The sequence below is a fragment of the Kutzneria viridogrisea DSM 43870 genome (assembly GCF_000525635.1).
Taxonomy (GTDB): Bacteria; Actinomycetota; Actinomycetes; order Mycobacteriales; family Pseudonocardiaceae; genus Kutzneria; species Kutzneria viridogrisea.
Genome location: NZ_CP007155.1, coordinates 7,153,582 through 7,180,171 on the forward strand (window position 1 = coordinate 7,153,582; position 26,590 = coordinate 7,180,171).

At 70.8% G+C, this 26,590-nt stretch carries 20 protein-coding genes; 9 read left to right on the plus strand and 11 right to left on the minus strand.

Going from position 1 to position 26,590, the window contains the following annotated elements; genetic code table 11:
- Positions 1-400: 400 nt before the first annotated feature.
- Positions 401-2,299, minus strand: a complete 1,899-nt coding sequence (locus tag KALB_RS31265) for an alpha-galactosidase (RefSeq protein ID WP_158510853.1) — start codon at positions 2,297-2,299, stop codon at positions 401-403.
- Positions 2,300-2,564: 265 nt separating this feature from the next.
- On the opposite strand from KALB_RS31265, the gene KALB_RS31270 reads away from it, so the two are divergent.
- Positions 2,565-3,602, plus strand: coding sequence for a LacI family DNA-binding transcriptional regulator (locus tag KALB_RS31270; protein ID WP_025359618.1), 1,038 nt, complete (start codon positions 2,565-2,567; stop codon positions 3,600-3,602).
- Here the strand turns inward: KALB_RS31270 and KALB_RS47870 are convergent.
- From KALB_RS47870 to KALB_RS31280, 3 genes are all read right to left on the minus strand, one after another.
- A complete protein-coding gene (locus tag KALB_RS47870; RefSeq protein ID WP_158510855.1) occupies positions 3,580-3,723 on the minus strand; it encodes a hypothetical protein in 144 nt (47 codons plus the stop codon). The genes KALB_RS31270 and KALB_RS47870 overlap by 23 nt on opposite strands.
- A 327-nt stretch (positions 3,724-4,050) precedes the next feature.
- Positions 4,051-4,548: a DinB family protein gene (locus KALB_RS31275; protein WP_025359619.1), complete on the minus strand. Its 498-nt coding sequence runs from the start codon at positions 4,546-4,548 to the stop codon at positions 4,051-4,053.
- A 46-nt stretch (positions 4,549-4,594) separates the two neighbouring features.
- Complete coding sequence (locus KALB_RS31280; protein WP_025359620.1) at positions 4,595-5,290, minus strand: TetR/AcrR family transcriptional regulator; 696 nt, start codon at positions 5,288-5,290, stop codon at positions 4,595-4,597.
- Positions 5,291-5,382: 92 nt separating this feature from the next.
- Here KALB_RS31280 and KALB_RS31285 point away from each other — a divergent pair, with 92 nt between their 5' ends.
- Positions 5,383-6,882, plus strand: coding sequence for an FAD-dependent monooxygenase (locus KALB_RS31285; RefSeq protein ID WP_025359621.1), 1,500 nt, complete (start codon positions 5,383-5,385; stop codon positions 6,880-6,882).
- Between the two features lie 71 nt (positions 6,883-6,953).
- Here KALB_RS31285 and KALB_RS31290 read toward each other — a convergent pair whose 3' ends face one another.
- A complete protein-coding gene (locus tag KALB_RS31290; RefSeq protein WP_158510856.1) occupies positions 6,954-8,036 on the minus strand; it encodes an HNH endonuclease signature motif containing protein in 1,083 nt (360 codons plus the stop codon).
- A gap of 445 nt (positions 8,037-8,481) precedes the next feature.
- Positions 8,482-12,408 carry an ATP-dependent RNA helicase HrpA gene (hrpA, locus tag KALB_RS31295; protein ID WP_030108496.1) on the minus strand — a complete coding sequence of 1,309 codons (3,927 nt, stop codon included), beginning with the start codon at positions 12,406-12,408 and terminating at the stop codon, positions 8,482-8,484.
- 222 nt (positions 12,409-12,630) lie between these two features.
- Here hrpA and glgX point away from each other — a divergent pair, with 222 nt between their 5' ends.
- From glgX to treZ, 3 genes are read left to right on the plus strand one after another with little or no spacing between them, the layout of a single operon-like run.
- The gene (gene glgX, locus KALB_RS31300) at positions 12,631-14,739 is read left to right on the plus strand and encodes a glycogen debranching protein GlgX (protein WP_025359623.1); all 2,109 of its coding nucleotides are present in this window, start codon (positions 12,631-12,633) and stop codon (positions 14,737-14,739) included.
- A 4-nt stretch (positions 14,740-14,743) separates the two neighbouring features.
- Positions 14,744-16,951, plus strand: coding sequence for a malto-oligosyltrehalose synthase (gene treY / locus KALB_RS31305; protein ID WP_025359624.1), 2,208 nt, complete (start codon positions 14,744-14,746; stop codon positions 16,949-16,951).
- Positions 16,948-18,708, plus strand: coding sequence for a malto-oligosyltrehalose trehalohydrolase (gene treZ / locus KALB_RS31310; protein ID WP_025359625.1), 1,761 nt, complete (start codon positions 16,948-16,950; stop codon positions 18,706-18,708). Before treY ends, treZ begins: the two co-directional genes overlap by 4 nt.
- On the opposite strand, the gene KALB_RS31315 is transcribed toward treZ, so the two are convergent.
- The gene (locus KALB_RS31315) at positions 18,662-18,967 is read right to left on the minus strand and encodes a WhiB family transcriptional regulator (protein ID WP_025359626.1); all 306 of its coding nucleotides are present in this window, start codon (positions 18,965-18,967) and stop codon (positions 18,662-18,664) included. The genes treZ and KALB_RS31315 overlap by 47 nt on opposite strands.
- Before the next feature lie 131 nt (positions 18,968-19,098).
- Here KALB_RS31315 and KALB_RS31320 point away from each other — a divergent pair, with 131 nt between their 5' ends.
- The 4 genes from KALB_RS31320 to KALB_RS31335 all read left to right on the plus strand — a co-directional run bounded on the left by KALB_RS31320 (position 19,099) and on the right by KALB_RS31335 (position 21,594).
- Positions 19,099-19,815 carry an ANTAR domain-containing protein gene (locus KALB_RS31320; RefSeq protein ID WP_148309728.1) on the plus strand — a complete coding sequence of 239 codons (717 nt, stop codon included), beginning with the start codon at positions 19,099-19,101 and terminating at the stop codon, positions 19,813-19,815.
- Positions 19,816-20,006: 191 nt separating this feature from the next.
- Positions 20,007-20,366, plus strand: coding sequence for an STAS domain-containing protein (locus tag KALB_RS47060; RefSeq protein ID WP_025359628.1), 360 nt, complete (start codon positions 20,007-20,009; stop codon positions 20,364-20,366).
- 50 nt (positions 20,367-20,416) lie between these two features.
- Positions 20,417-20,830 (plus strand): ATP-binding protein, encoded by a 414-nt coding sequence (locus tag KALB_RS31330; protein ID WP_035968389.1) that lies wholly within the window; start codon positions 20,417-20,419, stop codon positions 20,828-20,830.
- Positions 20,827-21,594, plus strand: a complete 768-nt coding sequence (locus tag KALB_RS31335; RefSeq protein WP_025359630.1) for a SigB/SigF/SigG family RNA polymerase sigma factor — start codon at positions 20,827-20,829, stop codon at positions 21,592-21,594. The genes KALB_RS31330 and KALB_RS31335 overlap by 4 nt, the downstream gene beginning before the upstream one ends.
- 16 nt (positions 21,595-21,610) lie before the next feature.
- Here KALB_RS31335 and KALB_RS31340 read toward each other — a convergent pair whose 3' ends face one another.
- From KALB_RS31340 to KALB_RS31355, 4 genes are all read right to left on the minus strand, one after another.
- Positions 21,611-22,573, minus strand: a complete 963-nt coding sequence (locus KALB_RS31340) for a nucleoside hydrolase (RefSeq protein WP_025359631.1) — start codon at positions 22,571-22,573, stop codon at positions 21,611-21,613.
- Positions 22,574-22,576: 3 nt separating this feature from the next.
- A complete protein-coding gene (locus KALB_RS31345) occupies positions 22,577-24,076 on the minus strand; it encodes an alpha/beta hydrolase (protein ID WP_025359632.1) in 1,500 nt (499 codons plus the stop codon).
- 92 nt (positions 24,077-24,168) lie between these two features.
- The gene (locus tag KALB_RS31350; protein WP_042220998.1) at positions 24,169-25,125 is read right to left on the minus strand and encodes a winged helix-turn-helix transcriptional regulator; all 957 of its coding nucleotides are present in this window, start codon (positions 25,123-25,125) and stop codon (positions 24,169-24,171) included.
- Positions 25,122-26,585 (minus strand): carotenoid oxygenase family protein, encoded by a 1,464-nt coding sequence (locus KALB_RS31355; protein WP_030110905.1) that lies wholly within the window; start codon positions 26,583-26,585, stop codon positions 25,122-25,124. The genes KALB_RS31350 and KALB_RS31355 overlap by 4 nt, the downstream gene beginning before the upstream one ends.
- Positions 26,586-26,590: the final 5 nt, after the last annotated feature.

The following is a 26,590-nucleotide window of genomic DNA, read 5'->3' on the forward strand; positions in this document are numbered from 1 at the left end:
GGCCGCACCGGAAATGGGCACGGCTCTCCCCCGGGCGAACGGCGACGATCGACCGGGAAAGGCGGAGTTCACCACCGTGAACAGCAGGTCCAGGCGCGCGTCAGCGCAGGCCGAATGGACCCGGAATAGGGGTGGCGTGAGGGGTGAAAGGGGTCCTCAGCGGACCGGACAGAGAGCGCTCGCCTGGAGCTGCAAATCAACGTGTCGGCGAGTCGTCAGAGAGACACCGCGCATCATGGCTAAGAGAGTGGAGCAATCGGAGCAACTTGTCAAAGTCAGTTCCCACATCGCACAAAGGGCACACGAAGGAGTGAACAGGTATTGACAGTGTCGAACACCGACATAAAAAGCGGCGCCGTTCCCGGTGATGGGAACGGCGCCGCGAGAGCGGTTCTTGTGCTCATCTGATGAACGGGGCCGACCAGGTTTGGTTGTTCTGCAACGATCCGGCCGCGGCACAGGTGTAGACGTCCACCGGGGTACTGGCCGTCGAGGTGCTGCCGCCGTACACGTCCAGGCACAGCGCGGTCCCGGACAGCTTGAGCTGACCGTCCCTGGTGTAGTCCCACTTCTGCGAGGAGGGCGCGGATCCGCACCCGGCCACGCCGACGAACCGGCCGCTGGCCCCGTTGACGGGACTGGTCGAGGTGCCGCTCCGCGCGGTCAGGCACAGGCCGTTGGCCAGCTTGACCGTGCCGTCGGCGTTGCGGGTCCAGCGCTGGTTCGCGCCGCTGGTGCACTGGTACACCACGACCGGGTTGTTGGCCGCGGTGCCGGAGGCGTAGTTGTCCAGGCAGAGTGCGGCCTTGCCCCAGTCGCCGCGGGCCACGGTGATCTGCCCGGTGGGCGCGAACGAACAGCCCTTCACCTTCAGCATGGCGTTGTCGTGCGAGCCGATCGTCAGCGGCACGGTCCCGGTGGAGGTGCTGTCGGTGTGCGCCCACAGGTCGCGCACGGAGTAGGTGCAGCCGGTGCCACTGAAACCCAAGTCCGACAAGGACAAGCTGTAGTTGGTTGCGGCGGATCCCTTGTTCAGCACGACAACCGCGCGACTGCCGTCGGCAAGCTGCTTGACCACCAAGTCGATCCCGCTGGCACTGGACGGGGTGCCGTCGGACCTGGCGGCACCGCCGGACACCCGGTAGCCGCCCGCGCCGAGCGGGTCCTGGTCCACGGCGAGGACCTCGGCGTTGCCCAGGGTCCTGATCGACTCGCGCAGGTGCGCGGCCTGGTCCGGGTGTGCGTCCAAATAGGACGGTGTGAACTTGCGCGCGTCGGTGCTGATGAACAGCGGGGCCGCCATCGCCGACCACAGGGCGAGCTGGCTGCGTTCCTCGGCGCTGGACATGCCGTTGTCCCCGATGAGCAGCATGTCCGCGTCGTTCCAGTTGCCCGGCGACTGGTAGCGGGCCAGGTCCACGGTCGTGTCGAAGCTCTGGTACGCACCGAAGTTGTAGCCGGACAACGCCTTGTCCCACGGATCGGTGCTGGCGGCGTAATTCCAGATGTCCGGGCCGACCCGCCACTGCTGACCGTGGTCGCGCACCCAGTTCATCACGTCGAACTTGGTGGCCCCGTTGTTGTACGCGGCGGGCGCGGACTCGTTGAACAGCACGTTGGGCGTCTTCCTGCCGCCCGCCGCGGCGTTGCCGACCGCGGTGGCCAGCGCGGCGCTCATCCGCCCGTCCAGGGTCTTCAGCGGCTCCTTGGTCTGGCAGTTGTCGTACTTGAGCGCGTCAACTCCCCAGTACACAAAGGAGTTCGCGTCGTCCTGCTCGTGGTACTCGCTGCCGGTGGCGGTGTTCGGCGTGGTGCTGCACGTGTTCGTGCCCGAGCTCTCGTAGATGCCGAACTTCAGCCCGAGGCCGTGCAGGTAGTCCCCGTAATCGGTGAGCTCGTAGTCGAACCCCGGCTGACTGGAGCCGCCCCAGGTGGTGGCCCCGTGCAGGTAGCCCGCGGCGGTGCGCCGCATCCAGCAGTCGTCCACGGTGATCGTCTGGTACCCGGCGGCGGCCAGTCCGCTGTCCACGAGCCCCTTGGCGTTGTCCTTCATGTACTGCTGGAACGAGTAGCTCGCGGTGGGCGAGCCGTCCAGCGGGGCCTGGGCGGCGCAGGTGGACCGGGCCCAGTTGTTGAAGCCCATCGGCGGCACGGGGGCGATCGCGCTGGCGGGCGTGGCCGCAGAGCTGTAGTTGGTGGCGGGTTGGCTCACGCCATCGTTGGCGTGCGCGGGGACGGCACCGAGCAGGGCGAGTCCCAGCACGGCGGGGGTGAGCACGCGTAGGCGACCACGGGCCATCCAGACCACTCCTTGTTTGCACAAAGTTGCGCGCATCAACGCATTGGCGAGCATGTTTGCTCACGGACTGAGCGCCCGCAAGAGTCAGGGGGTCGGGAAGAAGCCCTGGATCGGTCGAGGCGACGGCCCACGCGTGCACTTCCAGCGATGTAAATCGTTTCAACCGATGGCACGCAGCGGCCTGCGACGCTTACCCGGACGTGTCAAGAGAAACCGGGCTGACCTGCGGTATCCTGATTGAGACGTTTCACGACCGGAGGCTTGCTTGGCGACGATCAGCATCCGCGAGGTGGCCGCACGGGCGGGCGTCTCGGTGGGCACGGTGTCCAACGTGCTCAACCGCCCGGACCTGGTCGCCGAGAGCACCAGGGAGCGCGTCCGCGAGGCCATCTCCGCACTGGGTTTCGTGCGCAACGAGTCGGCGAGGCAACTGCGCTCGGGCACGGCCCGCGCGATCGGGCTGATCGTGCCAGACGTGGGCAACCCGTTCTTCACCGACGTGGCCAAGGGCATGGAGGACACCGCCAGCGAGGCGGGTCACGCGGTGATCCTGTGCAACAGCGACGAGTCGGCGCAGCGCCAGGAGCGGCACCTGGACCTGCTCACCGAGCAGCGCGTGCACGGGGTGCTGATCACCCCGGTGGACGACTCACCCGAGCCGGTGCTGCGACTGCGCGAGCGCGGGGTGTCCGTGGTGCTGCTCGACCACGCCACCGCGCTGAGCGACACCTGCTCGGTGACCGTGGACCACCGCATCGGCGGCGAACTGGCGGTGCGGCACCTGCTGGAGCAGGGGCACCGCGAGCTGGCGATGATCAACGGCCCGGAGTCGGTGACCCAGTGCCTGCACCGGGCGCAGGGCGCAAGGGACGCGCTGCGCGAGGCGGCCCGCGCCCCCGGGGACCTGCACGTGGTGGAGGTGCCCGCGATGAACGTGGCCTCCGGACTGGCCGCCGGTGAGCGACTGCTGACCGGGAACCGGCCCGACGCGGTGTTCTGCGCCAACGACCTGCTGGCCCTTGGCCTGTTGCAGGCGGCGGTGCGGCACGGCGTGCGGGTCCCGCACGAGCTGGCCATCGTCGGTTACGACGACATCGACTTCGCGGCGGCTGCCGCGGTCCCCCTGACTTCCGTCCGTCAGCCCAGCAGGCTGATCGGTCGCACGGCGGCCGAACTCGTCATCGCCGAGACTCGTGATCCCGGCGGACACGCGCACCAACGCGTGGTGTTCACCCCAGAACTGGTGGTGCGCGAGTCCAGCCGCCGCCCTGCGGACCAGCTCAGTCCATGCCCCGAACGATGATCGGCTCGAAGCCGTCCTCGTGGTCAGCCTGCCACGGGATCCACTCCTGACCCGCGTGCAGCGCGTCCCGCTCGGGCTCCCAGCCCAGCTCGACCGGTTCGATGTCCATCAGACGTCCCATGGCGAATTCCCCAGCTTCCTTCCGCGACCTGACGACCCCCACGCCGTTGTGGCCAACATCACTGTGCCGGATGTCGATCCGGAGTTCAACGAGGTTTAGGGATCTCCGAGTCCGATTTGACCCGTTCTTCAGCGGTAAGGGTAGGCTTACCTGATCAAGGAAGGAAGAGGTGGGGCGCGGTGGGGCGACCCCCGCGACCGGCCGGAACGCCGCTCGCAGGGCCGCCCGGCGAGCCTGCGAGCGGCCACAAGACCACCCGAACAGGTAACAATTCGAACACGGTCAACGCTGCCCGCCCGCGCCGCCCGGTGCTGCCCTCGTGGACGCTCAGGCCCACTGCGCGGTGGTGTTCGCCCCGTCCAGGGACTCGCGGATGATGTCGGCGTGCCCGCAGTGGTGGGCGGTCTCGCGGAGCAGGTGCAGCAGGATCCGGCGCACCGACCAGTACTGGGTCTCCTGCGGCCCCCACGGGAACACTGGCAGCGGCACCTCGCGCCCCAGGTCGGCCTGCCCGGCCACGGCCCGCTCGGTGGCCTCGAACGCCGCGGCGTAGTCGGCGACCAGTCCGGCCAGGGTCTCCTCCTCGGTCATCCGGTACTGGTCGGAGTTGATCATCCCCTCGGGCAGCACCCCGTCGGCCTCGACGAACACGCGGGTCCAGAACGCCTGGCAGGCCGTCACGTGCTTGACCAGGCCACCGAGGGTCAGCTCGCTGACGGTGGTGCGCTTGCGGGCGTCCTCGTCGGACAGGCCGCGGACCGTGATCAGCAGGCTGTCCCGCTGGTTGGCCAGCATCGCCAGGATCTCGTCGTGCTCGGTGCTCATGTCCATCTCCTCCGTGTCGGTGAGACGACTCTAGAAGCAATCGCGGTCAGGTTCGGTCCTGGTTCGCGAGACCGCCGATGATCAGGTCCAGTGCCGCGTCGAAGCGCTGTTCCCCGTCGCCCTCGCCGAGCAGGTGGCCCATCGCCAACAGGGCCGGAAACCGGTCGGGCGGCAGCGCGGCCACATAGCGGCCCATCTGCTCCCCCCGCTCGCGCAACTGCTCGGGGCTCACCTCCCCGCTGCGGACGGCGTTGACCTCAACCGCGAAGGCCGTGCAGTACAGGCTGAGCACGTCGAACCCGATCGCCACCAGCCGGTCGGGCACGCCGCCCGCGCGCATCAGGCCGAGCATGGCCTCCGCCAGGACGAAGCTGTGCTCGGTGGCCGGGATCAGGGTGTCCAGCGCGATGCGCGCGATACCGGGGTGCTCCACCAGCGCCCCGACCTGCCGCTTGCAGAGCTCCTTGAGCTGCTCCCGCCAGCGCGCCGGATCCGGGGTCGGCACCCGCACCTGGGACAGCACGCGTTCCAGCAGCAGCTCACACAGCTCCTCCTTGCTGCTGACGTGGGCGTACAGCGAGGCCGGTCCGGTGTTCAGCGCCTGGGCCACGCGCCGCATGCTCACCGCGTCCAGGCCCTCCGCGTCCAGGATGGCCAGCGCCGCGTCCACGATCGCCTGCCGGCTGAGCTGCTGGCGGGGCTTGCGGCGGGGGGTGCGCCAGGGCGGTTCGGGGAGCTCCACCCGAACACTGTACTTGACACGAACGCCGTTCGTTTGTAGAACATCGTTCGCCACGTTCGAACGCCGTTCGTTTCAGGGTGGGAGATTCTTCGATGATCGAGACGAGTGTGCTGGTGGTCGGCGCCGGGCTGTCCGGGCTGTCCACCGCCGTGTACCTGGGCCTGCACGGGGTGCCGCCGCTGCTGGTCGAGCGGCACGCCACCACCTCGCAGCAACCCAAGGCGCGTGGGCAGTTCCCGCACGTGCTGGAGGCGCTGAAGGTCGCCGGGCTGGACCAGGCCGTGGTGGCGGCGGGCGGCACCGAGCAGTTCCGGATCGTGATCGCCGCGAGCATGCACGGACCCGTGTACCGCGAGATCACCCCGGAGATCCCCGACTTCAGCGCGCTCTCCCCCGCCGGGTGGGCCAACGCCAGCCAGGAGCAGGTCGAGCCGATCCTGGCCGCCCGCGCCCGCGAACTCGGCGCCGACCTGCGCTTCGGCACCGAGTTGGTGTCCTTCGAGCAGGACGCCGACGGGGTGCTGGCCGTGCTGCGCTCACCGGGCGGGACGGTCGAGGTCCGCGCCCAGTACCTCGTCGCGGCCGACGGGCACCGCAGCCCGATCCGCACCGCCCTGGGCATCGGCTGCACTGGGCGCGGTGTGCTCGGCGAGAGCCTCGGCGTGCTGTTCACCGCCGACCTGCCCGGGCTCGATGGCCTGTACTACCTGCAGAACCCCGCGCTGCCTGGCGGTTCCGGGGTCCTCGTCAGCACCGACGTGCCCGGCAGGTTCGCGCTCGGCGTCGCCGCGGGCGACTCGGAACCGGACTGGCCGGAGCTGATTCGCGTGGCCACCGGCTTGCCCGATCTGGTGCCCGGCTCGATCGAGGCCGGCGGCACCAAGTCCACGACCGAGCACCGCGTCGCCGACCGGTTCAGCCTCGGGCGGGTGCACCTCGTCGGCGACGCCGCACGGGTCATGCCGCCGACCGGGGCGTTCGGCGGCAACACCGCGATCATGGACGGCTACTCGCTGGCCTGGAAGCTCGCCCTGGTCGTGCGCGGGCAGGCTGGGCCCGGGCTGTTGGACAGCCACGACGTGGAACGCAGGCCGTACTCGATGATCCTCGCCGACCAGCAGTACGCGGCCTTCCTGCAACGGCTCCGTCCCGGCGCGCCCGCCGAGGTCGATCCGATCGAACCCGTGTCCACCCTGTTCTTCGGCTACCGGCAACTCGGCGCCGCCGTGCTGGAGAACGGGGACGACCGGTCGGTGTTGGAGAACCCCGAGCGGCCCACGGCGCGGCCCGGCTCGCGGGCACCCCACGTCGTGCTGCCCGATGGACGGTCCACTGTGGACCTTTTCGGCCGGGGGTTCGTCGTGCTGACGTGCGGCGCGGAGTGGGTCGCCTCGGCCGGGGTGGCGGCGGATCGGCTCGGGATTCCGCTTGTCGCCCACCAGGTCGACGGGTCCTGGCCCGAGGTGTACGGCGTCAGCGAGGACGGGGCGGTGCTGGTGCGGCCGGACGGCTACGTGGCCTGGCGCTCGGTCGGAGCCGGGTCGGCCGCCGACCTGGAGGAGGCGCTGCGGGTGGTGCTCAGCCGCCCGTGACGTGCCGGTCACCGGGGGCTAGCCCGTTGCTCCACTGTGCAGTTGTTTTCGCGCCCGCCCCGCCCTCCTTGTCAGGGCGGGTCGGGTTCCGCGATGGGCTTGGGCCGGGTCGTGTAGACGAACCCCAGCGGGGTGGTCCAGTGCCGGGTCCCATCCAGCTCTCGGGTGAACCGGTACAACCCAATCGTCTTCACATAATGGTGCAGCTCACAAAACGGCCCCAGATTGCGCGCATCCGTCACCCCACCCGAGGCAAATCCCCGCGCATGGTCGATCTCGCACCGCGCCGCAGGCCGCATACACCCCGGCGCCTGACACACCCGATCCCGCACCCGCACGAATTCCTTCAACGCCTCAGGTGGTCGATACCGTTTCCGCCCCACCCCCACCGGCATCCCGACCTCATCCACGAGAACTTTCCGCCAGTCCCCCTGCGCGGCGATCTCCCGGGCCGTAGCCGCCTCCACCGGCCCCACCCCGGAAATGTACCCCGGCTCAGCCGTCAACCCGATAAGCGTCTTCGCGGAAATCGTGAGATCGGTGTGCACAGTCACCGGTCGGCCACTGCCCAGCATCCGGTCGATGAACACATCGGCCTGCTTCTCACCCCAGGACCGGTCATCATCGAGACTCTCCGCATCGGCGGTGATCTGATCGAAGATCGCCCGCGCGGGCACCGCATCCAGGTACGCGGTCAGCAACGCCATCCCATCCGGCATCGACCGATAACTCACCTGCGAGGACCGCTTCACCGCCCGCCCGTGCCGCCGCTCCGCACCCTCCGGATCCACCAGGCAGACCAGCCGATCGGCCTCGGCCTTGAGTTCCTGGGTGGTCCACTCGGCGGCCCCGGTCAGCCCGGCATCCACCGCCCGAGCCTGCTCCGCGTCCAGGTTCTCGGTGCGCTTCCGCACCACCTCGAACCGGTCCAGATCCACCCGCCCGTCCCGCAGCAACCCCGCCACAACGGGAAGCCGATCCAGCGCGGCGGCCTGGTCCAGTTTCCGCCGCGCGGCACCCAACGGAATGCGCAGCAGCAATGCCAACTCGTGGGGATCATCCAACTCCGCGATCAGGCAAAGCTGCGCGTGATCGAGCGTCCGCTTGGCAACCTCAGCCGCCAAGACTGCCCGCACGATCTCCACCTTCCCCACGCCACCGATTCTACTCCGAATACTGGACACGAAAGAGTGAAATGGCGACCGAGTGCCGCCCGCGAAGAGAGGCGATGGGCGCACGGTCCTCGCGGCACCGAATTCCGGACACGAAAGGGTGAAAAATGGGAGGCAAATTGCCGGGCACATAGAGTGACGATGAACGCGCGCCTCGCGGCACCGAACAGTCGACACCAACGGGCGGAAAGGAGCATCAGTAATCCCCAGGGGTGGTTTTTTCTGGGGGAGGCGATGGGCTACGCTGCCCGGCGAAATCGGGGCGGCATTCCACGCCCCGGCTTCCCGATTACCGCCCATCGCCAGGGTCCCCAGACAAAACCACCCCGACACCTCAAAGCAGCAACACACCACCCCGGAACCCCCAACACACCACCCCAAAAACGCCGACACACCGCCCCGGCACGTCCGACACGCGCCGAACTGCTCAGACCTCGTCCATCGCCTTGTGGATGCGCTTCTCCGACACCGGGTAGGCCGTGCCGAGGGTCTGGGCGAAGTAGCTGACGCGCAACTCCTCGATCATCCACCGGATGGCGACCAGTTTCTCCCCGACCGGCTCGCCGGGCGGCAGGGCGCCGACCAACTCCCGGTACTCGGCGGTGATCTCGGCGACCTGCTGGGTGCGCTCCACGTCCCGCGCGGGGTTCTCCGGCAGCTTCTCCAGCCGGCGCTCCACCGCCCGCAGGTAACGCTCCACATCGGACAGTCGGGCCCACCCAGTTTCGGTGGCGAAACCGGCGCACACCAGGCCTTTCAGCTGGCGTCGGATGTCCGTCACCGACTCGGTGGGCGCGAACCTGGCGGCGGCGAGCCGGGCCTGCACGGCCTGCTCGGCGGCAAGGATGCGCCGGACCCGGTCGACGACCTCGAGCACGGTGGGTCCCAGGGCGGTGCGGGCACGGGTGAGCAGCTTGCCGAATCCCTCGGCGTCCCAGGCGGGTCCACCGCCCTCGGCGACGATCCGGTCGACGGCGGCGGCGATGCAGTCCTCCAGCAGGGCGGGCACACCGCCGTGCGGGTTGCGGCTCAGTGTCAGCTTGGCCTCGTTGCTGAGGCTGCGCACGACGAGCTTGACCGGGGAGGGCAGGTTGAGCAGCAGCAGGCGCCGGGTGCCGCGGAGCATGGACTGACGTTGCTGGGCCTGGGTGTCGAGCAGCCGCACGGCCACGGTGTCGCCCTGGTCCACGAGCGCGGGATAGGCGGTGACCTCGTACCCGGACACGGCCTGCCGGTGGCTGCGCGGCAGCGGGCCGAAATCCCACTCGCGCAGGCCCTCGCGCTCGATGTTGTTGGGGGAGGCCGACAGCGCGGCACGCATGGTGTCGAGCAACTCCTGCTTGATGGACTCGAGGTCCTTGCCCTTGGCCAGGGTGCGGTCGCTCTCGTCCACCACGTGGAAGGTGGTCTTCAGGTGCTCGGGCACCTGGTCGAGCTGCCACGCCTCCCGGGGCACCACGACCCCGGACAGGGTGCGCAGCTCGCGCTCCACGGCCTCCAGCAGGTTGATGTCCTGGTCGGTGATCCGGTCCACGACGGCCTTGGCGAAGGTCGGGGCGGGCACGAAGTTGCGGCGCACCGCCTTGGGTAGCGACTTGATCAGCGAGGTGACCAGTTCCAGCCGCAGGCCGGGGATCTGCCAGGCGAAGCCGTCCCCGTCTAGCTGGCCGAGCACCGGCAGCGGCACCCGCACGGTGACCCCGTCGGTGCTGGTGCCCGGCTCGAACCGGTAGGTCAGCGGCAGCGGCACCCCGCCCTGGTCCCAGTGGTCGGGGTAGTCGCGGGCGCTGACCTCACCCGCGCTGTCGTTGACGAGCATGTCCAGGTCGAAGGTGAGTAGGTCGGGCTGGTCCCGCCGGGTCTTCTTCCACCAGGTGTCGAAGTGCCGTACGGACACGACCTCGGCGCCGATCCGCTTGTCGTAGAAGTCGAACAGGGCCTGGTCGTCGACCCGGATGTCGCGGCGCCGGGCCCGGTCCTCGAGCTTGTCCACCTCCCGCAACAGCGTGCGGTTGGCGTGCCAGAACTGGTGGTGGGTGGTCCACTCCCCGTCCACCAGCGCGTGCCGGATGAACAGGTCACGGCACAGCCCGGGGTCGATCCGGCCGTAGTTGACCCGGCGCGAGGCCACGATGGGCAGCCCGTACAGGGTGACCTTCTCCATGGCGGTCACCGAGCCGCGCTCGGCATCCCAGTGCGGCTCGCTGTAGGTGCTCCGCACCAGGTGCGGGGCCAGCTTCTCGGCCCACTCCGGCTCGATCCTGGCCACGATCCTGGCCCACAGCCGGGAGGTCTCCACCAGTTCGGCGGCCATCACCCAGCGCGGCTGGCTGCGCGACAGCGCCGAGCCGGGGAAGATCGCGAACCGGGCGTTGCGGGCGCCCAGGTACTCGGTGGGGCCCTTCTTCTTGGCGTCCTTGGCGCTGACGTCCTTGAACCCGAGGTGGGACAGCAGGCCCGCGAGCAGGGACAGGTGGATGGCCTGCGGGTCGACCTCGTTGCCCTCCAGGGACACCCCCTGGGACTTGATCACCTGGCGGAGCTGGGCGTAGATGTCCTGCCACTCGCGCACACGCAGGTAGTTCAGGAACTCCGCGCGGCACATCTTGCGGAACTGGTTGGAGGACAACGCCTTCTGCTGCTCGCGCAGGTAGTTCCACAGGTTCAGGTAGCTCAGGAAGTCCGAGGTGGGGTCGGTGAACCTGGCGTGCTGCTGCTGGGCGGCCTGCTGCTGCTCGGTGGGCCGCTCACGGGGGTCCTGGATGGACAGGGCGGCGGCGATGACCATGACCTCGCGGGTGCAGCCGTTGCGCTCGGCCTCCACGACCATCCTGGCCAGCCGGGGGTCCACCGGCAGCTGGGCCAGCCGCCTGCCGACCTGGGTGAGTTTGCGCTGGCCGGAGCTGTCGGGGGCGCCCACCGCGCCGAGCTCCTGGAGCAGGCCGATGCCGTCGGCGATGTTGCGGCGGTCGGGCGGGTCGATGAACGGGAACGCGGCGATGTCGCCCAGCCCGGCCGCGGTCATCTGCAGGATCACCGAGGCCAGGTTCGTGCGCAGGATCTCCGCGTCGGTGAACTCCGGGCGGGACAGGAAGTCCTCCTCGGAGTACAGCCGGATACAGATGCCCTCGGACACGCGTCCGCAGCGGCCCTTGCGCTGGTTGGCGCTGGCCTGGGAGATCGGTTCGATGGGCAGCCGCTGCACCTTGAGCCGGTGGCTGTAGCGGGAGATGCGCGCATTGCCCGGGTCCACCACGTACTTGATGCCGGGCACGGTCAGCGAGGTCTCGGCCACGTTGGTGGACAGCACCACGCGGCGCCCGGTGTGCGGCTTGAACACCTTGTGCTGCTCGCCAACGGACAGCCTGGCGTACAGGGGAAGGATCTCCGTGTTACGAAGGTCCTGTTTGGACAGTGCGTCGGCGGTGTCGCGGATCTCCCGCTCCCCGCTGAGGAACACCAGGATGTCGCCGGGGCCCTCCGCGCACAGCTCGTCCACCGCGTCGCAGATGGCCTGCACCTGGTCGCGGTCCGGGTCGGACTCGGGGTCCTCCGGGTCGATCACCGGCCGGTAGCGCACCTCCACCGGGTAGGTGCGGCCGGAGACCTCCACCACGGGGGCGTCCCGGAAGTGCCGGGAGAAGCGCTGCGGGTCGATGGTCGCCGAGGTGATGATCACCTTGAGCTCGGGCCTGCGCGGCAGCAGCTGGTGCAGGTAGCCGAGCAGGAAGTCGATGTTCAGGCTGCGCTCGTGCGCCTCGTCGATGATCAGCGTGTCGTACTGGGACAGCATCCGGTCGTTCTGGATCTCGGCGAGCAGGATGCCGTCGGTCATCAGCTTGACCAGGCTGCGCCCGCCGACCTGGTCGGTGAACCGGACCTTGTACCCCACCGCCTGCCCCAGCTCGGTGTGCAGCTCCTCGGCGATGCGCTCGGCCACCGTGCGCGCGGCGATCCGGCGCGGCTGGGTGTGCCCGATCATGCCGCGCAGGCCCCTGCCCAGTTCCAGGCAGATCTTGGGCAGCTGGGTGGTCTTGCCCGAGCCCGTCTCCCCCGCGACGATCACCACCTGGTGCTCGCGGATCAGCTCGGCGATGCGGTCCCGGTGCTCGCTGACCGGCAGCTGCGGCGGGTAGTCGATCGCGGGCACGGTCAGCGCCCGGTCGGCCACCCGCAGCACGGCGGCGTCGACCTCGGCACTCAGCGCGGCCAGTTCGAGCGCGCGCTCCGGCCCCTCCGGCTTCTTCGCCAGCCCGTCCAGCCGACGCCGCAGCCGCCGCTCGTCGCGCAACATCAGTTGCGGGAGGCGGTCGCGCAGTTCGGCCAGCGTGGAGCTCACAGGTGACGGTCCCATTGGTGCGGAGAATAAGCCCGCGACCCCGGTCGGCTCGCGTGGTTTTCCGCTGCGGGGTCGCCCCTGGCGAGTTTACTCGGCGATCATCTCCCGTGCCCGGCAGGGAGAGCGGGGTGACCGGGGCCACAGCGCCCTGACCTGGCTCAGTAGCCCCTGCGGCGCACTCCTGGTTTGATCGTCTGGCAGTCCCCTGCACGCGGAACGAGAGCACCAGGAGCGTCCATGCGCGCGTGGCCAGGCACGTCCTACCCGCTGGGCGCCACCTACGACGGCGCGGGCACCAACTTCGCGCTGTTCTCCGAGGCGGCCAGCAAGGTGGAGCTGTGCCTGTTCGACCCGGACGGCACGGAGACCAGGGTCGCCCTGCCGGAGGTCGACGCCTTCGTCTGGCACGGCTACCTGCCCGAGGTCGGCCCGGGCCAGCACTACGGCTACCGGGTGCACGGCACGCACGACCCGGCCACCGGCCAGCTGTGCAACCCGAACAAGCTGCTGATCGACCCGTACGCCAAGGCGGTGTCCGGGGACGTGGACTGGGACGAGTCGCTGTTCGGCTACCGGTTCGCCGACCCAGGGCAGCGCAACGACGGCGACTCCGCGGCGCACCTGCCCAAGTCGGTGGTGATCAGCCCGTTCTTCGACTGGGGCAACGACCGCCACCCGCACACCCCGTACCACGAGACGGTGATCTACGAGGCGCACGTCCGGGGGACCACGGTCGCGCACCCGGAGATCCCCGAGGAGCTGCGCGGCACCTACGCCGGGCTGGCGCACCCGGTGATGATCGAGCACTTCACCCGGCTCGGGGTGACCGCGGTCGAGCTGATGCCGGTGCACCAGTTCGTCAACGACCACCACCTGGGTGAGCAGGGCCTGAGCAACTACTGGGGCTACAACACCATCGCCTTCCTGGCCCCGCACCACCGCTACGCCTCCAGCAGCCGCGCCGGGTACCAGGTGCAGGAGTTCAAGTCCATGGTGCGCGCGCTGCACGAGGCGGGCATCGAGGTGATCCTCGACGTGGTCTACAACCACACCGGCGAGGGCAACCACCTGGGCCCGACCCTGTCCATGCGCGGCATCGACAACGGGGCCTACTACCGGCTGGTCGAGGACGACCCGCGCTACTACACCGACTACACCGGCACCGGCAACTCGCTGAACGTGCGGCATCCGCACACCCTCCAGCTGATCATGGACTCGCTGCGCTACTGGGTGACCGAGATGCACGTGGACGGCTTCCGCTTCGACCTGGCGGCCACGCTGGCCCGCGAGTTCTACGACGTGGACCGGCTGAGCGCGTTCTTCGACATCGTGCAGCAGGACCCGGTGATCAGCCAGGTCAAGCTGATCGCCGAGCCATGGGACGTCGGGCCCGGGGGCTACCAGGTGGGCAACTTCCCTCCACTGTGGACGGAGTGGAACGGCAAGTTCCGCGACACCGTGCGGGACTTCTGGCGCGGGGAGCCGGGCACGCTGGGCGAGTTCGCGGCGCGGCTGACCGGGTCCTCGGACCTGTACCAGGACGACGGGCGGCGGCCGCACGCCAGCATCAACTTCGTCACCGCGCACGACGGGTTCACCCTGCGCGACCTGGTGTCGTACAACGACAAGCACAACGAGGCCAACGGCGAGGGCAACCAGGACGGGGCCAACGACAACCGGTCCTGGAACTGCGGCGAGGAGGGGGAGACCGACAACGCCGAGGTGCTGGCGCTGCGGTCCCGCCAGCAGCGCAACTTCATCGCCACGCTGTTCCTGTCCCAGGGCGTGCCGATGCTGGCGCACGGCGACGAGCTGGGCCGCACCCAGCGGGGCAACAACAACGTGTACTGCCAGGACAACGAGCTGTCCTGGGTGGACTGGTCCGAGCAGGCCCAGGACAGCGCGCTGACCGAGTTCACCGCCGCGATGGCCAGGCTGCGCCGCCAGCACCCGGTGTTCCGCCGCCGCCGGTTCTTCCAGGGCCGCCCGCTGCGCAGCGGGGAGGACCTGCGCGACATCGCCTGGTTCGCCCCCTCCGGCTCGGAGATGACCGCCGAGGACTGGGAGCTGGACTTCGGCCGCTGCGTGCTGGTCTTCCTCAACGGGCAGGCCATGGGTGAGATGGACGCGCGCGGCCAGTGGGTCACCGACGACTCCTTCCTGCTCTGCTTCAACGCCCACTACGAGGACGTGGAGGCGAAGATCCCCAACGGCGGCTACGGCGGCGAGTGGGCCGTGGTCGTGGACACCGCCACCGGCGAGGCCGCCGAGGAGCCGGTCGCCGGTGGCAGCGCGATCACCATCCCGGCGAGGTCCCTGATCGTCCTGCAGCGCACCGAGGAGTAATGGCTTGACTAGGCCCACCTCGACCTATCGGATCCAGTTCGGCCCGGCCATGGGCTTCGCCAGGGCCGCGGGGGTGGCCGACTACCTGGCCAGGCTGGGGGTCGGCGCCCTGTACGCCTCCCCGCTGTTGCAGGCGGCGCCGGGGTCCACGCACGGCTACGACGTCACCGACCCGACCCGGGCCAGCACCGGGCTGGGCGGCGAGGTGGGCAGGCAGAGCCTGGCGCGCAAGCTGCGCGGGCTGGGCATGGGCCTGGTGGTCGACGTGGTGCCCAACCACGTAGGCGTCGAGGTGCCCTGTGCCAACCCGTGGTGGTGCGACGTGCTGCGGTACGGCAGGCAGTCCGCGCACGCCGACAAGTTCGACATCGACTGGTCGCGCGGACCGCTGCTGATCCCGGTGCTTGGCGAGGACGGGGTGGACGCGCTGGCCGTGGACAACGGCAGCCTGACCTACCACGAGCACCGCTACCCGCTGGCGCCCGGCACGGAGTCCGGGACCCCGCGGGAGGTGCACGACCGCCAGCACTACCGGCTCGTGCACTGGCGGCTGGGCAACACCGAGCTGAACTACCGGCGGTTCTTCGACGTCAACACGCTGGCGGCGGTCCGCGTGGAGGACCCTGTGGTGTTCGCGGCCACGCACGGCGAGGTGCTGCGCTGGGTGGCGCAGGGCGAGGTCACCGGCCTGCGCATCGACCACCCGGACGGCCTGTCCGACCCGGGCGGCTACCTGCGCAGGCTGCACGAGGCGGCGCCCGGGGCCTGGCTGGTGGTCGAGAAGATCCTCGGGGTGGGCGAGTCCCTGCCCGCGTCCTGGCCGGTGGCGGGCACCACCGGGTACGAGGCCGCGCGCGAGGTGTGCGGGCTGTTCGTGGACCCGGCCGGGGAGCCCGCCGAGGACCAGCCGCTGCACGAGATGGAGCGGACCGCCCGGCTGGCGGCGGCATCCACCCTGCTGCGGGCCGAGGTGCGGCGGATCGCGGCGCTGGCCCCGGGCGCCGACGAGGACGCCGTGATCGAGTTGCTGGCCTCCTTCCCGGTGTACCGCAGCTACCTGCCGGAGGGCCGCCACCATCTGGAGGCGGCCCTGGAGCTGGCGCCCTCCGCGCGGCCGATCGTCGAGGCGATGCTGGCCGATCCCGAGGGTGAGCTGGCCACCCGCGTGCAGCAGACCTCCGGCATGGTGATGGCCAAGGGCGTGGAGGACACCACGTTCTACCGCTACAACCGGTTCGTGGCGCTCAACGAGGTGGGCGGGGACCCGGGCCGTTTCGGCGTGTCCCCGCAGGAGTGGCACACCGCGGCGATGGGGCGCGAGGCCGCCTACCCCGCGACGATGACCACGCTGTCCACGCACGACACCAAGCGGTCCGAGGACGTGCGGGCGAGGCTGGCCGTACTGTCCGAAGTGGACTTCGAGGCGCGCTACCAGCGGTGGGCGGCAAGGCTTCCGCTGCCGGAACCGAGCCTGACCCGGCTCGCGTGGCAGACGCTGGTCGGCGCCTTCCCCATCAGCGAGCAGCGGTTGGCCGACTACCTGGCGAAGGCGGCCAAGGAGGCCAAGCTGGCGACCTCCTGGACCGACCCGGTGCCCGAGGTGGACCAGGCCATCGCGCAGTGGCCGGGCAGGGTGTTCGGTGAGGCCGAACTGCTCGCCGAGGTGACCGGGTTCGTCGCGGAGATCACCCGTGCCGGGTGGTCGAACTCCTTGGGGCAGAAGCTGATCCAGCTCGCCGGGCCGGGTGTGCCCGACGTGTACCAGGGCACGGAGCTGTGGGACTACTCGCTGGTGGACCCGGACAACCGGCGGCCGGTGGACTTCCAGCTGCGGGCCGACCTGCTGGCGCGGCTGGACTCCGGCTGGCTGCCCGAGGTCGACGAGTCGGGCGCGGTCAAGCTGCTGCTCACGGCGAAGGTGCTGCGGCTGCGCAGGGACCGGCCCGAGCTGTTCTCCGGGTACCGGCCACTGCGGGCGGAGGGGCCCGCCGCCGAGCACGCGCTGGCCTTCGCCCGCGGTGACGGCCTGGTGGCGGTGGCCACCCGCCTGCCGGTGGGCCTGGAACGCTCCGGCGGGTGGCGCGACACGGTGCTGCGGCTGCCGCACGGCAGGTGGACCGACGCACTGACCGGGATCCCGATCCACGAGGAGGCGCCCGCGGTGGGCGAGCTGCTGAGCAGGTACCCGGTGGCGCTGGCGGTGCGGTCATGACCGAGTTCTCCGTGTGGGCGCCCGAACGCGACCGGGTCCGCGTCCAGATCGGACGGACCAGCCACGAGCTGAGGTCCACTGAGGACGGTTGGTGGCGGGTGGACGTGCCGGGCACCGGTCCGGGCACCGACTACGCCTTCCTGCTCGACGACTCCGACGAGGCGCTGCCCGACCCGCGCTCGCTGTGGCAGCCGGACGGGGTGCACGGGCCGTCGCGGGTGTACGAGCACGGCGCCTTCGAGTGGACGGACTCGGCGTGGACCGGGCGGGCGCTGCCCGGCGGGGTGGTCTACGAGCTGCACATCGGCACGTTCACCGAGGGCGGCACGTTCGACTCGGCGATCGAGCGGCTGGACCACCTGGTGGAGCTCGGCGTGGACTTCGTGGAAGTGCTGCCGGTCAACGCCTTCGACGGGGTGCACGGCTGGGGCTACGACGGGGTGCTGTGGTACGCCGCGCACGACCCGTACGGCGGTCCGGACGGGTTCAAGCGGTTCGTGGACGCCTGCCACGCGCGCGGGCTGGCCGTGCTGCTGGACGTGGTCTACAACCACCTCGGCCCCTCCGGGGCGTACCTGGACCGGTTCGGGCCGTACTTCGCCGGGCAGACGATCTGGGGCCCCACGCTGAACCTGGACGGCCCGCGCTCGGACGAGGTGCGCCGGTACGCGATCGACAACGCCGTCAGCTGGCTGCGCGACTTCCACGTGGACGGGCTGCGGCTGGACGCGGTGCACGCGCTGTCCGATCGGCGTGCGATCCACCTGTTGGAGGAGCTCGCGTCCGAAGTGGACTCGCTGGCCGCACACCTCAGGCGGCCGTTGAGCCTGATCGCGGAGTCGGACCTGAACGACCCCAGGCTGATCACCCCGCGCGAGGCGGGCGGCTACGGCCTGCACGCGCAGTGGAGCGACGACCTGCACCACTGCCTGCACGCCACGCTCACCGGCGAGCGGCAGGGCTACTACGGGGACTTCGGCTCACTGCCCGCGCTGGCCGCCACCCTGCGCAGTGCATTCTTCCACGCGGGCACGTGGTCTTCCTTCCGTGGACGCACACATGGGCGACAAGTGGACACGTTGACCACTTCTGGCCACAGGTTCCTGGCGTACCTCCAGAACCACGACCAGATCGGCAACCGGGCCACCGGGGACCGGCTCTCGGCCACGCTCTCCCCCGGCCTGCTCGCCTGCGGGGCGGCACTGGTGCTCTGCTCGCCGTACACGCCGATGATCTTCATGGGCGAGGAGTGGGCCGCGCGCACGCCCTGGCAGTTCTTCGCCTCGTTCCCGGATCCCGAGCTGGCGGAGGCGGTGCGCACCGGGCGAGGCGCGGAGTTCGCCGAGCACGGCTGGGACGCACAGGACGTGCCGGACCCGATGGACCCCGACACCGTACGGCGCTCGCGACTGGACTGGTCGGAGCAGCGGGAGCCGAGCAACGCTCGCACCCTGGCGGTCTACCGCGAGCTGATCGCGCTACGCCGCGCCCACCCGGAGCTGACCGATCCCCGACTGGACCGGCTGCGCGTGGAGTTCGACGAGTCCGCGCGCTGGATCGTGCTGCACCGGGGCGAACTGCGGCTGGCCTGCAACCTCGGTGCCCAGCCGGCGGCGCTGCCGCTGACCGGCGAGGTGCTGTTCAGTTCGGGGCCCGGTGTGCTTGCTGAGGAGGACTCACTGCACGTGCCCGCCGAGACGGCGGTCCTGCTCAGGCTCCGATCCGGGTCCGGGTCCGGCGACGCTGGTCGGAGATGAGCGCGCGGCGCTCGTTCTCGCCCATGCCGCCCCAGATCCCGTAGGGCTCCTGCACGCTCAGCGCGTGCTCGCGGCACTGGCGCAGCACGGGGCACTCGTGGCAGATCCGCTTGGCGTGCGCCTCCCTGGCCAGTCGCGCGGAGCCGCGTTCGCTGTCAGGGTGGAAGAACACGGCACTGTTCGCACCGCGGCAGGACCCTTGCCGCTGCCAGTCCCAGTTCTCGACCACCGGCGTGGGCAAGCGGTGAACGTCAGCCATGTCGAGCCTCCTCCGTACGCGTCCACTGTGGGCTTACCCTGCCGCCATTCCGCCAAACCTGGTTTCACCCTCCCCGGTGAGGGGTAACCCAAGGCACCGCTGACGTGACAGGAGGTCAAGCTGTGCCCGACGTGCGATTTGGCCCTGAGCTGATCGAACGACTGCTCGGTTACCTGGTGAGCGAGATCACCGGGTGTCTGGGCGCAGGCCTGCACACCGAGCGGCGGTTGGTGCGCGCGGTGGGCGGTACGGAGCGACTGGACCAGGCGCAGTGGGAGCTGGGCGTCGGACCGGTGATCGACGCGGCGGGTGATGAGGACGTGGTGCGCACCGCGGACCTCGCGGGTGACAGGCGCTGGCCGGAACTGGCCGGGCTGACCGGTGCGGACGGGGTCGGCGTGGTGGCGGTGCCCGGCAGCTGGGACGAGAAGGGGCCGGTGCTGCTGACGGTCTACCTCGACCACGAGCCCAAGGAGGACGACCTGCGCGTGATCGAGCGGGTCGAGCCGGTGCTGGCCACCGCGGCGGCCGTGGTGGAGTTCTGCGCCGACGAGGTGGTGCGCGCCGACCAGATGGTGACCATGGTGCAGCACCGCAGGGTCATCGAGCAGGCCAAGGGCCTGGTCATGGCCGCGTCCGGCGTGCACTCGGGCACCGCGTTCCAGACGCTGGTGCGGGCCAGCCAGCACTTCAACGTCAAGCTGAACGAGCTGGCCACCGCGCTGGTGGAGCAGGTGGGCGGCGCACCGGTCACCGAGCAGGAACCGGAGGCCGGACCGGGCACGGCCGCGCCGGGCAGACGGGCACGTGAGGCGGCCGAACGGACCTGGCTGGCGCTCCGCCGGTGATCTTCAGCGTGGCTGCCTTGTGCACCGGAGACGCCCTCCGTACGGTGTGGGGCGCAACGGTTGAGCAACCAGCCTTGCCGGGGCGGCGACGCCGGTCGGCACCCAAGCCTGCCGGGAACCCACCCGGCCCGCGCTCCAGCTCCCGGCGCGACCCCCGGGAGAACTCCAGTCGTGAGGACAGTGGCCCGAAGGTGACCGACAACAACAACACCAGCATCACGCTCGCGGTGCGCGAGGTGAGCCCCGAGGTAGCGGTGATCAGCATCGGTGGTGAGGTGGACATGCTCACCGCCCCCGAGCTGCGCGAGGCGGTGGACCGGGCGATCGACTCCTGCCGCGCGCTCGTGCTCGACCTCAACGCGGTGACCTTCCTCGGCTCGGCCGGACTGGCCGTGCTGGTGGAGACCTCGCACGAGGCCAACCGCCGCGGCGTGCCGCTGCGCCTGGTGGCGAGCTCCCGCACCGTGTGCCGCCCGCTGGAGGTGACCGGGCTCACCGAGGTGCTCAGCACGTACGGCTCCTTGGACGAGGCGGTCGCCGCCGCGGTATGAGCGGCACCGGCCCCGACGTGACCACCAGCCACCCACGCATCGAGGTAACCGTGAGCGAGAACCAGTCCAGCCCCGAGATCGAGGTGCGCATCGCCGCGCGGCCCGATCACCTGTCGGTGCTCCGCGCCGTGGCCGCGGACCTGGCCATGCGGGCCGACTTCGACCTGGACGCGATCTCCGACCTGAAGATGGCCGTGGACGAGGCCTGCGCCACCCTGATCTCGCGGGCGAACTCCCCCGAGGACCAGCTGGTGTGCGGGTTCGCCGTGGAGGCCGACCAGATCCACTTCACCGCGCACGCCCCCACCAGCAGCCCGGCCGCGCCCAGCAGGGAGAGCTTCGGCTGGCGGGTGCTCAGCTCGCTGACCGACTCGGCGAACACCTGGGTCGCGCCGGGCGATGACGGCGTGCCGGTGCTGCGCGTGGACCTGGTCAAGAAGCGGCTCGGTTCGGTGGGTCAGTGACAGACTCCGCCGACGACTACGAGCACCTGACACCGCTGCTGAGCGAGCTGGCGGGCCTGGCAGAGGACGACCCGAGGCGTCCGGAGCTGCGCGAGGAGCTGGTCACCGGCTTCCTGCCGGTGGCCAAGCACATCGCCCGCCGGTTCGCCCAGCGCGGTGAGCCGCAGGACGACCTGGTCCAGGTGGCCACGGTGGGCCTGATCAGCGCGATCGACCGGTTCGACCCGGAGCGCGGCAGCGACTTCCTGTCCTTCGCGGTGCCCACGATCATGGGCGAGGTGCGCAGGCACTTCCGGGACACCAGCTGGTCGGTGCGGGTGCCTCGGCGGCTCAAGGAGCTGCACCTGGCGATCACGGCGGCCACCAACGAGCTGTCCCAGCGCGCCGGCCGCGCGCCGACGCCCAGCGAGCTGGCCGCACACCTGGGCATCAGCCGGGACGAGGTGTTCGAGGGACTGGAGGCCAGCAACGCCTACCGCAGTTCCTCCCTGGACGACATGCTGGTCAACACCGACAGCACGCTCTCGCTGGGCGACACGCTCGGTGAGGAGGACGCGGAGCTGGCCGGGGTGGAGAACCGCGAGGCGTTGCAGCCGCTGCTGCGCCAGCTGCCCGAGCGGGAGCGCGCGATCATCGTGCTGCGCTTCTTCGGCAACCTCACCCAGACCCAGATCGCCGAGCGGGTGGGCATCTCGCAGATGCACGTGTCCCGGCTGCTGTCGCGGACCCTGGCCGAGCTGCGCGCCGGGCTGCTCAGCCCGTAGTGCGGTGTCCGGTGGATCACGGCGTTCCCCGACGAGAACCACCGGGCACCGCACTCGCCGCGATGGCGGCGACCACCAGGTCCCAGAACCGGTCGACGTCCAGGCCGATGGCCACCTCGGCGTTGGGCGGGGCCCCGGTCCGCCCGTCCAGGTCGACCACGGTGGCCCCTCGGGTGTGGGTGCCGGTCAGCTCGACGGCCACCGGAGCGCGGACCGTCGCGATCACCGAGGGGTCAATCACCGCGGCCACGGCCACCGGGTCGTGCAGCGGCGGCGCGCTGAAACCCCACAGCTCGCGGTAGGTGCCCGCGAAGAAGGTCAGCAGCTGCACGCACAGCCGCGCCAGCGGGGTGCCCAGCGCGGCGATCCTGCCGCAGACCTGCTCGGTGGCCAGCGCCTGGTGGGTGACGTCCAGCCCGCACATGGTGATCGGCAGGCCGCTGCGGAACACCACGTCGGCGGCCTCCGGGTCGACCAGCACGTTGAACTCGGCCAGCGGGGCCATGTTGCCCCGGCCGGTCGAGCCGCCCATCAGCACAATTCGTCCTATGTGGACGGACAACTCGGGGTAGGCCAGCAGCAGGGTGGCCAGGTTGGTCAGCGGCCCGGTCGCGATGATCGTCACCGGCTTGCCGTTGGCCCGCAACAGGTCCCTGGTCAGCTCCAGCGCGCCGCGCGGGTCGAGCGGCACGGTGGGCTCGCCGAAGCTTGGACCGTCCAAACCGGACTCGCCGTGCACCTCGGCGGCCACCAGCAGCTCGCCGCGCAGCGGCCGGTCCCGGCCCGCGGCGATCGGCACCCCGGTGATGCCCGCGACCGAGCAGATCCGGCGGGCGTTGAGCGTGGTGCGCTCCAGGGTCTGGTTGCCCGCCACGGTGGTGATCCCGAGCAGGTCCACGGCCTCGTTCGCGGCGGCAAGCAGGATCGCCAGGGCGTCGTCGTGCCCGGGGTCGCAGTCGAGGATCACCGGCACGGCCACGGCTCAGGGCTCCCGGAACTCGGCGGGGCAGCGCAGGTCGGTGGGCAGCGTGCCGTCCACCAGGTAGGAGTCCACCGAGGCGCGCACGCACCCGCTGCGCCAGTAGGCGACGTGCCCCCAGCCCTCGTAGGTCAGCAGGGTGGTCTTGTCGGCGGTCTGCCGGTGCACGTCCTGCGCCCACTGGTAACCGGTCGTCGGGTCGTGCAGGCCGTTGACCAGCAGCACCCGGGGCGTGTCCGCGGCGAAGCGCAGCGGGTGCTCGGGGTTGGCCACCTGGTCGGGCCAGCCCACGCAGCTGAGCAGGTTGTTCCGGTTCTCGTCGGAGTAGCGCGCGTGCGGTGCGGCCTGCCGTTCGGCCTGGGCCAGCGTTTGCAGCTCGGCGTAGTTGTGCGGGCGCAGCCGCCAGTCCTCGCAGATGACCGCCGAGGGCGGGGTGGGCCGCAGCGCGCCGGGCGGGGTGGGTTCGGTCTCCTGCGGCTCGGGCTCGACGGGCGCGGGGGTGGCGCGCAGCCCGGCCAGCCAGGAGGACAGCTCGGCCCAGTCGTTGCCGCTGAGGCTGCCGTAGGTGTGGGAGACCAGGTCGGACAGGGACTGCGAGTCGCCGGTGACCGAGTCGGTCAGCGCACCCCGCTCCGCGGCGCTGGCGTAGGAGTCCCACAGCGACATCACGTTCTGCCCGCGCAACGGGCACTTGGCGTCCCGGGCGCACCAGGCGGCGAACTCGTGCAGCGAGTCCTCCACGGCCGCCGCGCCGGTGGCCAGGTAGCCGCGCGCGTCCAGGCTGTGGTCCATGTTGCCGTCCAGCACCATGGTGTGGATGTGCCCGCCGAACTGCTCGGCGTACTGCTGGCCGATGAGCGTGCCGTAGGACTGCCCGAAGTAGCTGATCTTGTCCTCGCCCAGCGCCTGGCGCAGCGAGTCCACGTCCCGCGCCACGCTGAGCGTGTCCACGTGGTCGAACAGCGGCCCGGTGAGCTTGCGGCAGTCCGCGCGCAACTCCCGGTTGTACGCGGCGAGCCGGTCGAACCCGGCCTGGTCGCCGACGGTCTCGGTGGGCACCCGGCCCAGCAGGTCCTGCGAGCACCGCACCGGGCTGCTCTCGCCGATGCCGCGCGGGTCGAAGCCGATGATGTCGAAGCGCTCCAGCAGTTCCGGGTCCAGCCGCTGGTCGGCGCCCACCGCGAAGTCCACCCCCGACCCGCCGGGCCCGCCGGGGTTGAGCACCAGCACGCCGACCCGGCGCGCGAGGTCGGTGGCCCTGCGCCGGGCGACGGCCAGCGGGAAGCTCGGGCCGTCCGGCTGGGCCCAGTCCACCGGCATGGCCACGGTGGTGCACTGCACGGCGGCGTCCTGGGGGCAGGGCGTCCAGCGCACGGCCGCGGTCTGCGCCTCGGTGGCCTGCCAGGGCGGTTCCACGGGCGCGGGCACGGCCGCCGCCCCGCCCAGGCTCAGCACCACCAGGGCGGACAAGATCAGTGCGACACGACTGGTGAACCGCCGCAAGCCGACACCTTCCGCTAGGGCCCCTCAGGTCACCGAAGACCTGCTTGCAGGGTCGAGCATCCTTGTCGAAGACCTGCTTGCAGGGTCGAGCATCATCGCCGCGACCTGCTTGCAGGGTCGAGCATTGTCACTGTATCGGTCCGCACCCGGACGTCCACACGGCACAAACGTCCAGCACACGCCGAACAGGACAGCGCCGGGCTGAACGAGGCCCCGCAGGCGGTGTGCACGTGCTCCAGCGCGGGTCCCTCCTCGGCGTGGAACCAGCGCTGCGCCCAGTCCACGGCCGTCAGCACCACCGGCAGGAACGCCCGCCCCTTGGCGGTCAGCCGGTAGTCCCGCTCGCGCAGCACACCCAGCTCGCAGAACCGGCGGATCCGGTCGGCGACCACGGTCGGCGGGGCCGCCAGGCAGCGCTGGAACTCGGCGAACCGGTGCACGCCCAGGAAGGCCGCGCCCAGCAGCGCCGCCGACCAGCGGTTGCCCATCAGCGCCGTGGTCTGCGGAAACAGCCCGGCGTCCCCGCCAGCGGAGCGCCGCCGGGTGCTGGCGTCGGGCACCGAGCGCGCCCAGCCCCCGCTGGGTCCGAACCCGCCGGTCAACTGGTCCGGGGCGGCCGTCACGGGCTGTTCGCAGGCGGCGCACACCAGCACCGGGTCGAAGGCCTGGCCGCAGGCGGCGTGCACCCGGACGGGCAGCCGCTCCACGTGCTCGGGCACCCACGCCGCCTCCCAGGCCCAGATGCACAACAGCACCGGCCAGACCCCGGCCCCGCGCTCGGTGAGCCGGTACTCCCAGCGGGGCGGCCGGTCCTGGTAGGCGTGCCGGTCGAGCAGCCCCGCCCCAGCGAGCCGGTTCAGCCGCGCGGTCAGCACCGCGTTGGAGATGGGCAGGCGCGCCCGCCAGTCCACGAACCGCCGGGCGCCGAGCAGGGCCTCGCGCAGGATGAGCAGGGTCCACTCGTCACCGAGCAGCCCCAGCATGACGCCAACCGCGTTCGGGCCGCCCGCGCGCAGGACGGTCGGGGCCTGGGTGGTGAGTCGGCTCACGACCGCCAGCCGGGCAGGCTCGCGCCCGGGGCCCAGGTCGCGTGGGTACCGCTGGAGACCCGCTCGGGCAGCCGCACCCTGGCCACCGGCCCGTCGGCGACCCGCCGCGCGTCGAACACCAGGCACTCGGACCGGTCCTGGTTCATGTCGGTGGTGATGGTCACCAGGTAGCCGTCGTCCTCCCCGGTGGCGCCCACCCGGGGTGCCATCGCGGTCTCGCTGCCGTACACGCCCTCGCCGAAGGCGTAGCGCTGCTCGGACCCGGTCAGCAGGTCGTGCCGGACCAGGCCGTCGAACAGGAACCAGCCGGGCTTGCCGGTGGCGGCGTAGGTGTAGCGGTAGGGGCGGCCCCCGTGCCCGGGGTTGATCATCCCGAACTCGGTGATCGAGTCGGTGAGCCGCTCCTCGCGGCACCGGCCGGTGTCCAGGTCCAGCCGCCAGCGGTGCAGCCGGGTCCGCATCCGGTCCAGTGCCAGGAACCGGAAGGGGCCGCCCTCGGTGGGCATCGGGTCGCCCTGGAAGAAGCCGTCCAGGACGATCTCGTTGCCCTGTTCGTAGGCGTTGACCCAGTGCAGCACGTAGGTCGGGGCGGCCTCGAACCAGCGCACCTGGTCCGAGCCGCCGCGACGCGGGATGACGCCCAGCCGCAGCGGCAGCTCCGGGTGGTACTTCGGCGCGTACACGCCCTTGGCGATCAGTTCCGGCTCCCAGAACATGGGGCAGTCGTTGAGGATCGCGTAGTTCTCGGTGAACGCCATGTCGTGCGGCAGGCGCGGCCCGGGCAGCGGCACGTCCACGTAGTGCACGAGGTGGTCGCGCTGGTCCACCACCCCGTAGTGCAGGTACGGCTCGTCCGTGCCGTAGTTGAAGAACAACAGCTCGCCGGTGTGCTCGTCGACCTTGGTGTGCGCGGAGACCCCGCGGTCGGCGGGGAACCGGCCGTGCCAGTCGGCCCTGCCCATCGTGTCCAGGGTCAGCGGGTCCAGCCGGTACAGGTCACCGCACTGGTAGAAGCTGGTCAGCGCCACGCCCGCGTGCACGACCACGTCGGTGCTGGAGGCGTCCTTCATGCGCCCGCGCGCGCCCCAGCCGTCCGGCCGCTTGGCGCTGGACGGCTTCTCCGCCAGCCCGGCCCACAGCGGGCCGCCCGCCTCGGCCTCGGCCAGGAAGCCCTCGGTGCGCACGAACCTGTTGCGGTAGAACGCCTTGCCGTCCCGGAACCCGACCAGGTGGATCATCGCGTCCCCGTCGAAGGGGTGGTAGCGCTCCAGCGCGGGATGCACCGGGTTCTCGGTGTTGCGCAGGTAGACCCCGTCCAGGTCCGCGGGCAACTCGCCGACCACCGCCAGGTCCTCGGCCCGCCACTCGGTGTGCTGCGGGCGCCATGGCCCGGTGCGGTACGGGTGGTCGTCCTCGGCGGGCAGCGTGGACAGCACCCTGCCCAGGATCTCGACGTCCACTGGCT